This is a genomic window from Bacteroides timonensis (assembly GCF_000513195.1).
Taxonomy (GTDB): domain Bacteria; phylum Bacteroidota; class Bacteroidia; order Bacteroidales; family Bacteroidaceae; genus Bacteroides; species Bacteroides timonensis.
Window position 1 is genome coordinate 72,416 of the sequence record NZ_CBVI010000077.1, and the last position, 13,980, is coordinate 86,395.

Below are 13,980 nucleotides of genomic sequence, written 5' to 3' on the forward strand. Positions count from 1 at the left end.
TAAAATGATAACGGGATAACGCTCTGTGATATATAGCGCAGCTACTTTATCACCCTATCACCTTACCACCTTATCACTCTTTTCCTTCTTTTCTTTTCCGTTACACCGCAAAGATAGTGCTCTCCATGAATTTCCGGCAACAGTTTCTTATCCAAATGTAGTACAATTTGTTTCAAATCGAGGTATCAGTTGTATTCCTCATACTTTTGATGAACAAAACAAGTCTTTTCCGGAAGAAATATATACTTTTGTATCCGAACAATCTCTTAAACCCAATAACATGATAAACCCCATTTACTCTCCCGACAGCAACCGGTATGACAATGGTATGAAGTACCGCCGGTGCGGACGAAGCGGCATCCTGCTGCCCGAAATATCCTTAGGCTTATGGCACAACTTCGGCGACGTAAACACGCTGGCCAATTCCCAGGCAATGGCACATTACGCTTTCGACCAAGGTATCACCCATTTCGACCTTGCCAACAACTACGGTCCATCCTACGGTTCTGCCGAAGAAACCTTCGGAATGATTATGAAGAAATCGTTCATGCCCTACCGGGACGAACTGTTCATTTCAACCAAAGCCGGTCATGACATGTGGCCCGGCCCATACGGTGAATGGGGGTCCAGAAAGTATCTGATGAACAGCCTCAACCAAAGTCTGAAACGGATGAATCTGGACTATGTAGACATCTTCTACTCGCACCGCTATGATCCGGAAACTCCATTGGAAGAAACACTGCAAGCTCTTGTTGACATTGTCCGACAGGGCAAAGCCTTATACGTGGGTATCTCCAAATATCCGAAAGAAGCTGCCGAATTTGCTTACCGCTATCTGGAAGAGAGAGATGTGCATTGCTTGCTTTATCAAGGAAGATATAATATGTTCAACCGGGAACCGGAAGAAGAAGGTATTCTGCAACAGGCCAAAGAAAACGGAACAGGTTTCATCGCCTTCTCACCGTTGGCACAAGGACTGCTGACGAACCGTTATCTGAAAGGTATTCCCGAAGACTCACGCATCGCCAAAGGCGGTTTCCTGAAAAAAGAAGCATTGACTGACGAGACACTGAAGAAGATAAGAGCCCTAAACGAAATTGCCACACAACGCGGACAAACTCTTGCTGAGATGGCTCTGGCATGGTTACTGAAAGATGATATGATTACTTCAGTCATTATCGGAGCAAGCTCTGTAGCACAGTTAAATGACAATCTGCAAAGTATCAAAAATACGAAATTCACGGCAGAAGAATTAGAAAAGATCAATCAGATAGATAGTCTGAAATAAACTGATAACAAGGACTTGTTTTATCATCATCAGGTAAATCGGTTCCTTTTAAGAGTAACGAGCGTTCCACGAAAGGGAACGCTCGTTTCCATTAAGGGAAATCCCAGTTCCCATTAAAGGAACAGGCGTTCCTACGTGAGGGAACAAGCATTCCCTTTCTTAAGACTTTTTTCACCAAGAATACAATTTTAACATACCCCCTTCTGAACCTTTTATTTTTTATCTTGTTCATGTACCAAAAGCCTGAGGTACCAGGGCAGGATTTTTATATTTAACCTAAACATTATAAAAGTATGAAGAAATTAATTCCCCTATTATTGGTGGTCTTGACTTTCGCAGCCTGCGAAAAAGACCCTGACACGGATAAGCTGGACAACAAGTATCTGGTTTATACTAACTATGACACGAAAGCTGATTTCAAAGCTTTCCAAACGTACTACATGCCGGACAGCATCCTTATCATCGGTGATAAGAAAGAAGCTGAATACTGGAAAGATGAGAGCGCCCAGGAAATTTTGCAAGCCTACGCTACCAATATGAACAATCGCGGCTATGTCCGTGTAGACGATCGCGAAGAAGCCAACCTCGGTTTGCAGGTCAGCTACATTAAGAGCACTTACTACTTTAATGACTACGGACGTCCCGAATGGTGGTGGAACTACCCAGGCTACTGGGATGCACCTTACTGGGGTAACTGGGGCGGATGGTACTACCCGTATGCCGTGACTTATACATATAGCACCGGTTCATTCATCACCGAGCTCCTCAACCTGGAAGCCACTCAAGGCGAAAAGGAAAAATTGCCCATACTCTGGACAAGCTATATGAGTGGATTGCTTAGCGGTTCTACAGCTGTAAACACCAAACTGGCCGTTGAAGGTGTGAACCAAGCCTACGCTCAATCTTCCTATCTTACTAATAAGTAATGAGAAACAGGAGATACCATAATAAACTATCAACCTTTCACTCCTGATTTATATTAGTAGTAAATAGTTAAGTAGAGAGGTACAGCCTGAAGTATCTCATAACTAAAAACAATAACAAGTATGAAAACAATAAAATATCTTTCTATGAGAGTACTGGCAATCACTGCCCTGGCTCTCGTCTTCGCCATGCCGGCAAAGGCACAACTAACCGATAACGGTTATGCCAACATCGATTGGCAATTCAACTTCCCCTTGAGCAACCACTTCGCTGATAAAGCCAGCGGATGGGGTATGAGCTTTGAAGGCGGTTACTATGTGACTCCGAATATTGCTCTTGGTGCCTTCCTGGCCTACCACAGCAACCATGAATACTTCGGTCGCCAGACACTTCCCGTAGGCGAAGGCGGTAGCATCAATACTGACCAGCAGCACACATTGTTCCAATTGCCTTTCGGCCTTGCCGGACGCTATACTTTCGACCGCGGTAGCGCTTTCCAACCTTACGTTGGTGTGAAAGTAGGTCCTCAATATGCCGAAATCAAGTCTACTTTCAATGTGTACGAAGCTAACAAGAGCACCTGGGGCTTCTACGTATCACCGGAAATTGGTATCAACATCTACCCATGGGCTTATGGTCCGGGTCTGCACGTTGCCGCTTACTATAGCTACGGCACAAACAAGGGTGACCTGTTCACATACAGTGTAGATGGTTTGAGCAACTTCGGTCTACGCCTGGGTATTGCATTCTAACATAATTTGCATTGCAACACAATAAGTTTGACTGGTATTAATTGATTGTTTCAAGACGTGAAAAAAGGGAATAACCGGCCGCGTGAGCGGGGGGCTATTCCCCTTTTTTTCTCATTTCACCGCCTGATACATCACCTCCTGTATTCGTGTACGAATATCCATCTTCATCAGTTTCGTATTCCATACATTGGGATAAATGCGATTACACAGGAAGACGTAAACAAGGCCGTTCGTCGGATCTACCCAGGCACAAGTACCCGTAAAGCCGGTATGACCATAAACAGTAGAAGGGGTAGCGGCAGCGCATGGGCTCTTTGCCGGATTCTGACGGTCGGGCTTATCAAATCCCAGACCACGGCGGCTGATGCGCGAAACCGTAGTAGTAAATACACGGCAAGTCTCCGGACTCAGATAACGCTTGCCATCCAGTTCACCACCATTCAGCAACATCTGATAAATTCGCGCTACTTCCGTTGCATTAGAGAATAGTCCGGCATTCCCCGATACACCACCCTGGAAGGCTGCCGACTCATCATGTACAAAGCCTTGAAGAACAGTCTTCCGCAAGAAAGGATCAAAGGAAGAAGGTATAATTTCGGCTTTCGACAGAGGAGCATGGCCACCGGAAACAATGCCGGCATAAACCGTTCCCGCAGTAGCTGCACCTCGCAGCGGCAGGTATCCGGTACGTTTCAGTCCCATCGGAGCATAGAACTCCTGCTCCAGAAAAGCATCCATCGACATTCCCGTACGCGCTTCCACCAACTGCTGCAACAGGATGAAGCCGACACAACTATACCTATAGCGGCGGTCACGCAACGGAGTTTCTATAATCTTCTGCCGATATGCCTCCTTGAAGGAGCGATTCAGCCACAAGCTATCAGAGACCTGCAATGTGTGCTCTGCCGTCCGTACCTTAGACATCAGCCCCTTCTGGAACTTGAACTTCGGGTTTGCCCAGGTACGTACACCAATCTGTGCGGAATGTGCGGCATCGGGCTTTGCCTTGAAAAGAGTTCCTTCATAACTTTCCTTATCGATAGCTTCCAGATAGAACAACAACGTGGAAGGCAATCCGGACTCATGCAACAGTAATTGCCGGACAGTAATATCCTTTTTATCCGTATCCTGAAGCCAAGGCAGATAGTCCGACACACGGTCAGTAAGATTCAGACGCCCTTTATCGTACAGCTTCATGACGGCAAGCAGTGTTGCCGTAGTCTTTGTCAGCGAAGCAAGGTCATAAACATCCGTCGGGGATACCGGCAAGGTAGCACCCGGAATAGCGGATGCAGAAAGTCCGTTGGCAGAAGCGCCCGGCCAGGTATGCGTTCCGAATGCCTTATTATACATTTCCTTTCCATCTTTCAATATCACGATCTGGCAACCGGGATAGGCACCTTCCTTAATCCCTTCTTTCGCAATCTCATCGATACGGGTCAGCAGACGAGAGTTCACTCCATACTCATCGGGCACAAAGTGGAGCGGTGTCTTCGGAGTAATAACCTGCCCCGTACCTGTGGCAAACAAATTGCTGATACTTGCCGAAAGGCGTCCGTCGGCTGTCGCATCTCCATAAAGTATTTGGGCTACCCGGCACTGCACATCATCTATCGAAGAATGCGCCAATACTACGGCGTCCGCAGCCGACACTGCCCGGCGTATCTGCAACATCTGTTTACCGGGAATAAAAAGCAGATAAACCACCGGCACATCGTGAGTAAACTCGGCAAAGAAGGGTTGGTAGGGTGCCAGGCGATGTTCCGTGACGCAGACAAGAATACGTTTATATTGTGACAATGAATCACGCAACAGCTTGCGTGCAGCAGGCTGCAAGTCTTTCTTCAGCTGAAAGACGGTGGGACTTCCTTCCGTCCTGGTGGAATTTATATATCCGGAGAGTTCTTTCAGGAACGGCTGTACCTCTTTCGCATCCCCCACATTGAGCACCGCCACTTCACGGATATCCGCATCCAATGGAAGCACATTGTTTTTATTTCTCAGCACAGTGATCGCCTCCTGGTTCAGACGCCGTATCAGATCACGCGTATGTGCCGTATTGATGCGGTTTCCCAAACCGGAAAGACGGACAAAAGGTTTCTTCGATAATCCGAGAGCATATTTATAGGTAAGCACCTTCCGGCACTTCGCTTCGATTTCCGCTTCTGTCAACTCACCGCTCTTCACGGCATCCAGTATAGCTTCCACCTCTTCCTTTATCCGCCGGGGAACAAGCAGCAGGTCGTGCCCGGCCTGCAACGCCTGCAAGCAAATACTCGCGTTATTGGCAGATACTCCCTTCATGGCAAGTGCATCCGTAAACACCAACCCTTTGAACTGCATCTCCTGCGTCAACAAATCATGCACCACTTTGCGCGAAAGCGAAGAAGGCACCCCCCGTTTCGGCTCAAGCACCGGCACTTCCAAATGTCCCACCATCATACCGGACAGTCCGGCCTGAATCGCCTTTCTGAACGGATAAAGCTCCACGCTGTCCAGACGTGCACGCGAAAACGACAGCTTCGGCAATGAATGATGCGAATCCACATCCGTATCTCCATGACCGGGAAAATGCTTGCTTACGGAAAGTACACCGCCATCTTCCAGTCCACGTGCATAAGCTATCACTTTATCCGCCACATTTACCGGACTTTCTCCAAAAGAGCGGGTATTGATAACGGGATTCTTCGGATTGATATTCACATCTGCCACGGGAGCAAAGTTGACTTGCACGCCAAGCTCACGGCACTGCCGGGCCATCTCGCGCCCGTACTCATAGAGCAGGCTGTCGTTTTGTATACAGCCCAGAACCATATTTCGCGGAAACACCGGCGTACCCCGCAAACGCATGGAAAGCCCCCACTCGCCGTCAAAGGTAATCATCAACGGAACATCCGCCATTTTCTGCGCTTCATTAGTCAGTGCCACCTGGTTTTCCATCCGTCCACCGGAAAAGAGCAGGCCACCCACTTTGTAGTCGTCCACTACTTTGCGCAACAGGTCGCGGTTTGCTTTATCCTGTTGGGGGGCAATGGTATAAATGAATAGTTGTCCGATACGTTCTTTCAGACTCATCTTGTTGAGCACTGAGTCCACCCACTGCCGGCAGCGGGCATCATTGGTAAAGGGACGCATCAGGATAGGTTCAACAGGCGCAACAGGAGATTGCGGTGCCGGCAAACGATGTGTCCGGGCATCCGGACGGACACAACAACTGAATAGTATCAGGAGGAATAGGAATAGTTTCTTCATACATTAACAAGCTTCGAGTTACGAGTTACGAGCTACAAATTATGAGTTACGAGTTACGAGTGCCTTTCGGAATATAGCGCGGCCACTCGTAGCTTGCAACTCACGGTTTTACACTTTATTAAGATATGGCTCTTTTCATTAACGGTTATTCACTATTGGACAAACGACTTGTCCAGGGTGGACAAACGACTTGTCCAAGGGTAGACTAACGATTTGTCCAGGGGTAGACTAAGGTTTAGTCTGGGGTAGACTTTTATAAATCACCTCCTGTATATCCGTGCGAATATTCATTTCACCCAGTTTCGTGTTCCACACATTGGGACACAGGCGGTTACTGAGGAAGACGTACACCGTCCCGTGTTCAGGATCCACCCAGGCGCAAGTCCCCGTGAAACCGGTATGCCCATAAACGGCAGCGGTAGCGGAGGCGGCACAAGGACTGTTCTTCAAATCCTTCAGATCAGGTTTGTCGAAGCCCAGTCCCCGGCGGCTGATATCGGAAGTTTCCGTAGTGAACAGGCGGCAGGTCGCTTCGCTCAGATAGCGTTTACCGTTCCATTCGCCACCGTTCAATAGCATCTGGTAGATTTTAGCCACTTCGGAGGCGGTGGAGAAGAGACCGGCATTGCCGGATATGCCACCCATGCAGGCGGCAGCCTCATCATGCACATAGCCACACAAGTCCTGACGACGCAGGAAGTCGTTTGCAGCCGTAGGCATTATCTCTTCTTTGGAGTATTCCCGCAAAGGCAGGTACATGGTACGCTGCAAGCCCATAGGCGCGTAAAGCTCCTTAGTCAGATAGAGGTCCATCGGCAACTTGACAATTGACTCTACCACCTGTTGCAGCAGGATAAAGCCGAGATCACTGTACACATACCGCCTACCGTCCATTTCGCAACGGGCGATCTTTTGCAGGATGGTATTCTTAAAGCTCTTATTCAACCACATCTTATCAGCTACATGCAAGTTGTAAACCGATGATTCCTTCTCCGACACCAGTCCTTTCTTGAACTTGAAGTCCGAACAATAATAGCTATGCTCGCTTACCCGAGTGCGATGCCATTCATCCACCCAACTTTGGGCATACGGTCCATGCACGGAGTTCGGGTCGATAGCCTCCAGATAGAAACGAATATAAGGCGGCAGTCCGGACTCGTGAAGAAGCAAGTCCTTAATCGTAATATTCTTCTTATTCGTACTTCGCAGGAAAGGTAAGTATTGGGAAACCTTATCCGTCAGTTTCAACTTACCGCCATCATAAAGTTTCATCACGGCAAGCAGCGTTGCAGTAGTCTTTGTCAGGGAAGCCAGGTCGAACAGATCCGTAGGACGTACAGCAGTGGTATCCTTATCGGAATGTATACCGAAGCATTTATCATACACCGTCTGACCGTCTTTCAGCACCAGCACCTGGCAACCGGGAAAAGCTCCGGCAGCCAATCCCGACCGAACGATAGCATCAATGCGGTGTAACTCATTGGACTTCATCCCCAAATCCTCGGGAATAATGCTTCCCGGCTTCATCCCCGGAGTGACCACACTTCCCTCACCGGCCTGATAAAGACTTCCGATACTCATGGAAAGTTTGCCTTGGGCAGGCACTTTGGCAAAGATGACACCTGCCACATACTGTTGGATATCCGCTTCGGAAGAATGTCCCAGCACTACGGCACTGGCTTGGTTCAAAGCAGGCTCTAACGGTTGCATTCCACGATAAGACGTAAAGAAAGCATATACCAGCGGCACGGACAAGTCCAATCCCGCCAGGAAATCGGCATAAGCAACCACATCAGCATCTTTTCCCGATACGCTGACCACTATACGCCGATAGTCCACCAATTTACGCGCCAGTTCACGGCGGCCATCTTCCGACGTTTCTCTTGTCAAACGAAAACACTCCATAGGAACTGGAGATAATTTCTTCATCTCATCCACAAAAACACTGTCTTTGCCTTCGCCTATACTCAGAAGAGCAATAGGAGCACCACCGACGGGCGTCAAAGGCAATATCCCGAAATGATTGCCAAGTACCGTAACGGCGGCCTGGCGCAACCTGGTTACCAGCGCCTTCGCTTCATCCGTATGGATACGATAGCTCATTCCGCTAACTTGCAACTGCGGGCGCGGCTGGCGCAAGCCTAACAAATATTTATAAGTAAGTATCTTACGACATTTCGCTTCCACTTCTTTCTCAGAGAGAACGCCCTCTTTCACAGCACTCAGCACTTCCTGCACAGCGTTTGCGGTGTTGTACTGCACCAGTACCATATCATTTCCGGCAAGTAAGGCTTTTGTGGTAAGCTGGGGCACAGACGAAACACCTTTCATATCCAGCGCATCTGTAAACACCAAGCCCTGAAAGCCCATTTCATCTTTCAGTAATCCCGTTACTACATTTCTGGAAAGTGAAGATGCCGTTTTGGCGTCCGGTTCCAAAGCCGGCACCTGCAAATGACCTACCATCACACCGCCCAATCCGGCACGCACCATTTCGCGGAACGGATACAGCTCGACGCTATCCAACCGTTCACGATTATAGTAGAGCACCGGCAGTCCCTTATGCGAGTCCACGTCCGTATCTCCATGACCGGGAAAGTGTTTGCTTACGGACAGCACGCCACCACTTTCCAATCCAAGACTGTAAGCCAGCACCTTTTCGGCTACTTTCTTCGGATCTTCACCGAACGAACGAACATGAATCACCGGATTCAAAGGATTGGTATTCACATCCGCATCAGGTGCAAAATTGACGTGCACACCCAATTCACGAAATTCCCGTGCCACCTCACGTCCGTATTCATAAATCAACTGATTATCTTCAATGCAGCCCAGAGCAGCATTCTTGGGGAAATAAGGGGTACCTTCCAAACGCATGGAAAGTCCCCACTCACCGTCAAAAGTGATCATAACGGGAACTTTGGAGTTCTTCTGCGCAATATTCGTCAGTATTGCCTGTTCCTCCGGCGTGCCTTCGGCAAAGAGCAGACCTCCGATCTTATACTTCTTCACAAGATCACGTATCTGCTTCTTTTTCTGCTTATCCGCCTTGGCCGGGAAGGTGGTGACAATCAACTGTCCCACTCTCTCTTGCAGGTTCAGACCGGAAAATACGGAATCTACCCACTGCTTGCAACGGGCATCTGCCGCTGAAGGTAGAAAAGGGGCTTCCGCCTGGGCATGAAGCAAGGATGTGCCACCCCATAAAAGGATAGCTAACAACAAAAGAATTATTCTTTTCATTTCTTTGTAGTTCGTTGGCGGTATTCATTCATTTCTTGATAGGATATGAACAAAGAGTGATAAGGCGGTAAGGTGATAAGGTGATAGCGGGATAACGCTCTGTGATATATAGCGCAGCCACTTTATCACCCTATCACCCTACCACCTTATCACTCTTCTTCTGTAAGTGTCAGTTTCAACATTCCCACATAAATTCCACTTCTTCCTGTGTGCATCACAGGTACATTCTTACCGTCTTTATTCAAATAAATAGCAGGCTCTTTCATGAAAGTATGGGTATGCCCGCCCAATATGGCATCAATATTATTTGTTTTCTGCGCCAGTTCTTCGTCGCAAGGAGCACCTTTAAGCTGATAACCCAGATGCGACAAGCAAATAACGACATCGCAACCTTCCTGGTTCTTCAGCAGATCTGTCGTCTTCTGTGCCGCTTCTATCGGATCATTATAAACCACACCTTCACATTTATCTGCCTGCACCAATCCTTCCATCCTCGGAGCAAGACCGAAGACACCGATCTTCAATCCGTTGCGGCTGAAAGTAGTATAAGGTTTCACCAGTCCTTCCAGTACCGTACCTGTTACATCATAGTTGGCACATACCACCGGGAAGTTTGCCATACGGAACAGACGTGCCATATTCTCCAGACCGAAATCAAACTCATGATTACCAATCGTCATGGCATCGTAGCCCATAAGGTTCATCATCTTGACTTCTACTTCCCCCTGGAACAGATTATAGTAAGGAGTTCCCTGGGAGATATCTCCACAGTCAAATAACAACAGATCAGGGTTCACCTTGCGTGCCTCTTTAATAAAGGTAGCCCGGCGCACGGTTCCGCCCATACCGGCATAGCGGTCAGCAGCATTTACAGCAATAGGCTCAATACGGCTATGTGTATCACTTGTTTGCAGAATCACCAATTGTTTGGTTTTCTGTGCAGAGTCAGGAGCCAGCAGACAAAGAGGTTCCTCGGAGATTTTCCGGGTAGGTTGTTGTGCTGATGCCGGAAGAAGGCAGCAGACTGCCAACATTAAAAGAATATATCGTTTCATGATTTCTGATTTATGAATTATGATTTATTTTCTCGATGAGCAGGATTACTCATCTTTCACAGTTACTCTACCTTCCAGACGCGAAGTGATCTTCTTTCCGGCAGCAGTTTGACGTTCCACATAGTCCATGAACAGGCCGCGCAAAGTGGCTCCGTCCGGACATTCCCGTTTCTCAGCCTGGGGCAAGGCAGTCATCCCGTCGTTTCCGTCAGCCAGATAGTCGATTGTAGCAATTGTATAAAGTTGATCGTCTTCTATCGGACGCCCGCCAACCGTACCCTGCAACAGTTTCCCGTCTTTTGTAATCAGAAGTTGTACTCCACTGACACCTTCGCCATGACGCACGGCGATATTATTAAACAGTTCTTTCAGATTGACTCCCTTCATAGTCAATATACAAAGAGAATTTTCGAAAGGTAATATCTCATAGATGTTTTCGGTAGTGATAGGGCCTTCTGTCAGTACATTACGCAAACCACCCATATTTATCAGCCCCATGTCGGCAGGCTCACCCAGCACTTGTGCGGCAGCATTGCGCAGTACATCCGCTACCAGATTGGAAAGCAAGCTCTCCGGAGCTCCTTTATCCATACTCATTTCCGCAGTACCCACCACACGATACATGATACTGTCAACTTTTGCCTTATAAGGAGCAAGCAGTGCCACCGCTTCAGCATCCGGGTTCACATCCCAAGTAGAGTCAATCGCCACCATGGTTCCCTCTGACTTCGTCACCTTATATGCAGAAGTACAAGAACTTAGCAGGAATGCAGCTGCCAAAAGTACACCGGGAATGAATTTCAAAGTTATTCTTTTCATTTTGTTCGGGTTTTTAAATTGCTACAAATATAACGAATTGTCTTTCTTATCCCGTCCTGACGGAAAGAAAAAAGATGAACTTTTTCGTTTTCAGGCATATTTTTAAGTTTCGGGATGATAGTGCTGCTACTCATAACCAAAAGGAAGGCATAAAGCGTAGTATCGGCTTTTAACTCCTCTCGGAGCGGTTTTGAATCAAATGGGTACGCGGACGACACGGATAAGGCGGACGAACGCGGACTTTAATTTATTAATAGTATAGCGCAGCCTTTTAAATCCGCGTTCGTCCGCCTTATCCGCGTCGTCCGCGTATCTATTGATTCATGTCTTTTCAGTTATGAGCCCAATTCAACTCCTGATGATTCACATAAATAATAAACCGCCGAAACTTACGTTATTAAAATATACGTAAGTTACGCACACAGCCTTTCAAGCTGACACAGATGCAAAACTTTAAAAATATACCTATATTTGAATTTCGAAAGTAATATAAAAGACAGGCAGATACATGGAAATAAGTGTGGCAACCGACCAGGAATGGCATATAATCCGCTACTCGGCAGGAGATAAAGAGCGCTGGGACCGCTTCGTGCGCCGCTCTAAAAACGGTACGTTCCTCTTGCTGCGTGACTATATGGATTATCATGCCGACCGTTTCCAGGATTGTTCCCTGCTAATCTTCTGCAACCGAAAGTTAACAGCCCTGCTTCCCGGCAATCTTTCCGGCAGTTGTTTCCATTCCCATCAAGGACTGACGTATGGCGGAATGCTCCTTTCCCCTTCCATCACCCTGCAACAAGTAGAAAGTGTATTTCATGCCGCACTCGATTATCTGCATAAGGAATGCAGTGTGCAGTCGATAGTCTATCGTGCTATCCCACATATCTATCACTGCTATCCTGCAGAAGAAGACCTTTATGTCCTCACCCGGCTGGGTGCAACCCTTGTGGCACGGAGCATCTCATCCGTCATTCCACTGGACGACCGCCTGCCTTTCCGTACTCTCCGCCGTCGCCAACTGAAAAAAGCCCTGGCATCCTCACTGACGATTACAGAAGACGAAGACTTTGCTTCTTTCTGGCCGATACTGGAAGAAAACCTGCACGAACGATACGGTGTCTCTCCCGTACATTCGCTGGAGGAGATTGCCCGTCTGCACAGCAATTTCCCCCGCCAGATTTCCCTTTTCCGTGTATGCGATGGAGCCGAAACGTTGGGTGGATGCATTGTGTATGAAACTGACGAGGTAGCCCACGTGCAATACATCGCAGCTTCCCCACGCGGAAAGAAATGCGGTGCGCTCGACCTGCTTTTCCACCAATTAATATACGACCGTTATGCGCAGAAGCGATACTTCGACTTTGGCATATCTACCGAACACGGCGGACAAATATTGAACGAGGGATTACTTTTCCAAAAAGAAGGTTTCGGTGCACGGGCAATTATGTATGACGTTTACGAATTACGCTTATGATAAAGTATTTAGATCTGCAAAAGATCAACGCCTCCTTCGAACCCGAACTTTCGGATGCTCTGTTGCATGTTTCACATTCCGGATGGTATCTGCACGGTGAAGCTACAGCCCGTTTTGAGGAGGAGTTCGCTGCTTATTGCGGCACTTCTTATTGTGTTGGCACTGGAAATGGTCTGGATGCTCTTACTTTGATATTTCTGGCTTACCGGGAACTGGGAGTGATGAATGCAGGAGATGAAGTTATTGTTCCCGCCAATACATACATTGCCACCCTGCTTTCCATTCTTCGTGCCGGTCTGAAACCAATGCTTTGTGAACCTTCTTTCGAAACATGCAATATAGATGCCGCCTATGCCGAGACACTGATTACTCCCCGCACGCGTGCCATACTGCCCGTCCACTTGTATGGGCGTTTAGCTGACATGAAAGAGATATGCAAGTTAGCCAACCAACACGGACTGAAAGTCATAGAAGACGCCGCACAAGCACATGGAGCTATCTGGAACAAAAGTTTACCGGGGAAAGAGAATCGTCCTCTGCGTGCCGGTAATCTGGGAGATGCCGCTGCTTTCAGTTTTTATCCTGCCAAAAATTTAGGGGCATTAGGGGATGGCGGTGCTATAACCACTCACGATGCAAGGCTTGCCGCTGCAGTGCGTTCCATTGCCAATTATGGCTCCACGGAGAAATATGTCCATCGGTATCAAGGTATAAACAGCCGTCTGGACGAGTTGCAGGCGGCAGTCCTTTCCGTGAAGCTTCCTCGTTTGGATCAGGATAATATCCGTAGAAGGGAAATAGCGCAATTATATAAAGAAGGGATCGACTGGCAGCATCTGGAATTACAGAGTACTGTCCATACGGATGATATCAATGATGCCAATGCTTTTCATATCTTCCCCGTCTTTTCTCCCCGCAGGGATGAATGGCAACGTTATCTCAACAGTCGCGGCATTTGTACTCAAATTCATTACCCCATCCCTCCCCATCGCCAGGAGGCGTTGAAAAAAGAATATGGAATGCAACAACTCCCCATTACGGAACGCATCCATAATGAGGAGCTAAGCCTCCCTATATCTCCATTACTGACGAATGAAGATATAGAGCGGATCATTGACTGTGCAAATACCTTTATTTAGTAACGCTTTAAAAATAAGTTGGTACAAAAATGAT

The 13,980-nt window shown here is 47.7% G+C and carries 9 protein-coding genes; 5 read left to right on the plus strand and 4 right to left on the minus strand.

Going from position 1 to position 13,980, the window contains the following annotated elements:
- Nucleotides 1-280: 280 nt before the first annotated feature.
- From BN161_RS14690 to BN161_RS14700, 3 genes are all read left to right on the plus strand, one after another.
- Entirely contained in the window at nt 281-1,288 is a 1,008-nt protein-coding gene (locus BN161_RS14690; protein ID WP_044267498.1) for an aldo/keto reductase, read from the plus strand.
- A 293-nt stretch (nt 1,289-1,581) separates the two neighbouring features.
- Nucleotides 1,582-2,214, plus strand: coding sequence for a DUF4136 domain-containing protein (locus BN161_RS14695; protein ID WP_044267463.1), 633 nt, complete (start codon nt 1,582-1,584; stop codon nt 2,212-2,214).
- A 120-nt stretch (nt 2,215-2,334) separates the two neighbouring features.
- Nucleotides 2,335-2,964 (plus strand): porin family protein, encoded by a 630-nt coding sequence (locus BN161_RS14700; RefSeq protein WP_044267466.1) that lies wholly within the window; start codon nt 2,335-2,337, stop codon nt 2,962-2,964.
- Between the two features lie 111 nt (nt 2,965-3,075).
- Here BN161_RS14700 and BN161_RS14705 read toward each other — a convergent pair whose 3' ends face one another.
- From BN161_RS14705 to BN161_RS14720, 4 genes are all read right to left on the minus strand, one after another.
- Complete coding sequence (locus BN161_RS14705; RefSeq protein ID WP_044267470.1) at nt 3,076-6,216, minus strand: glycoside hydrolase family 3 N-terminal domain-containing protein; 3,141 nt, start codon at nt 6,214-6,216, stop codon at nt 3,076-3,078.
- Between the two features lie 228 nt (nt 6,217-6,444).
- Nucleotides 6,445-9,459: a glycoside hydrolase family 3 N-terminal domain-containing protein gene (locus BN161_RS14710; protein ID WP_044267473.1), complete on the minus strand. Its 3,015-nt coding sequence runs from the start codon at nt 9,457-9,459 to the stop codon at nt 6,445-6,447.
- A 149-nt stretch (nt 9,460-9,608) separates the two neighbouring features.
- The gene (locus tag BN161_RS14715) at nt 9,609-10,514 is read right to left on the minus strand and encodes a bifunctional metallophosphatase/5'-nucleotidase (RefSeq protein ID WP_044267475.1); all 906 of its coding nucleotides are present in this window, start codon (nt 10,512-10,514) and stop codon (nt 9,609-9,611) included.
- Between the two features lie 45 nt (nt 10,515-10,559).
- Nucleotides 10,560-11,333 carry a 5'-nucleotidase C-terminal domain-containing protein gene (locus BN161_RS14720; protein ID WP_044267477.1) on the minus strand — a complete coding sequence of 258 codons (774 nt, stop codon included), beginning with the start codon at nt 11,331-11,333 and terminating at the stop codon, nt 10,560-10,562.
- A 508-nt stretch (nt 11,334-11,841) separates the two neighbouring features.
- Between BN161_RS14720 and BN161_RS14725 the strand changes: the two genes are divergently transcribed.
- Both BN161_RS14725 and BN161_RS14730 read left to right on the plus strand, forming a co-directional pair.
- The gene (locus BN161_RS14725) at nt 11,842-12,807 is read left to right on the plus strand and encodes a GNAT family N-acetyltransferase (RefSeq protein WP_044267480.1); all 966 of its coding nucleotides are present in this window, start codon (nt 11,842-11,844) and stop codon (nt 12,805-12,807) included.
- Nucleotides 12,804-13,946 carry a DegT/DnrJ/EryC1/StrS family aminotransferase gene (locus tag BN161_RS14730; protein ID WP_044267483.1) on the plus strand — a complete coding sequence of 381 codons (1,143 nt, stop codon included), beginning with the start codon at nt 12,804-12,806 and terminating at the stop codon, nt 13,944-13,946. Before BN161_RS14725 ends, BN161_RS14730 begins: the two co-directional genes overlap by 4 nt.
- Nucleotides 13,947-13,980 lie beyond the last annotated feature (34 nt).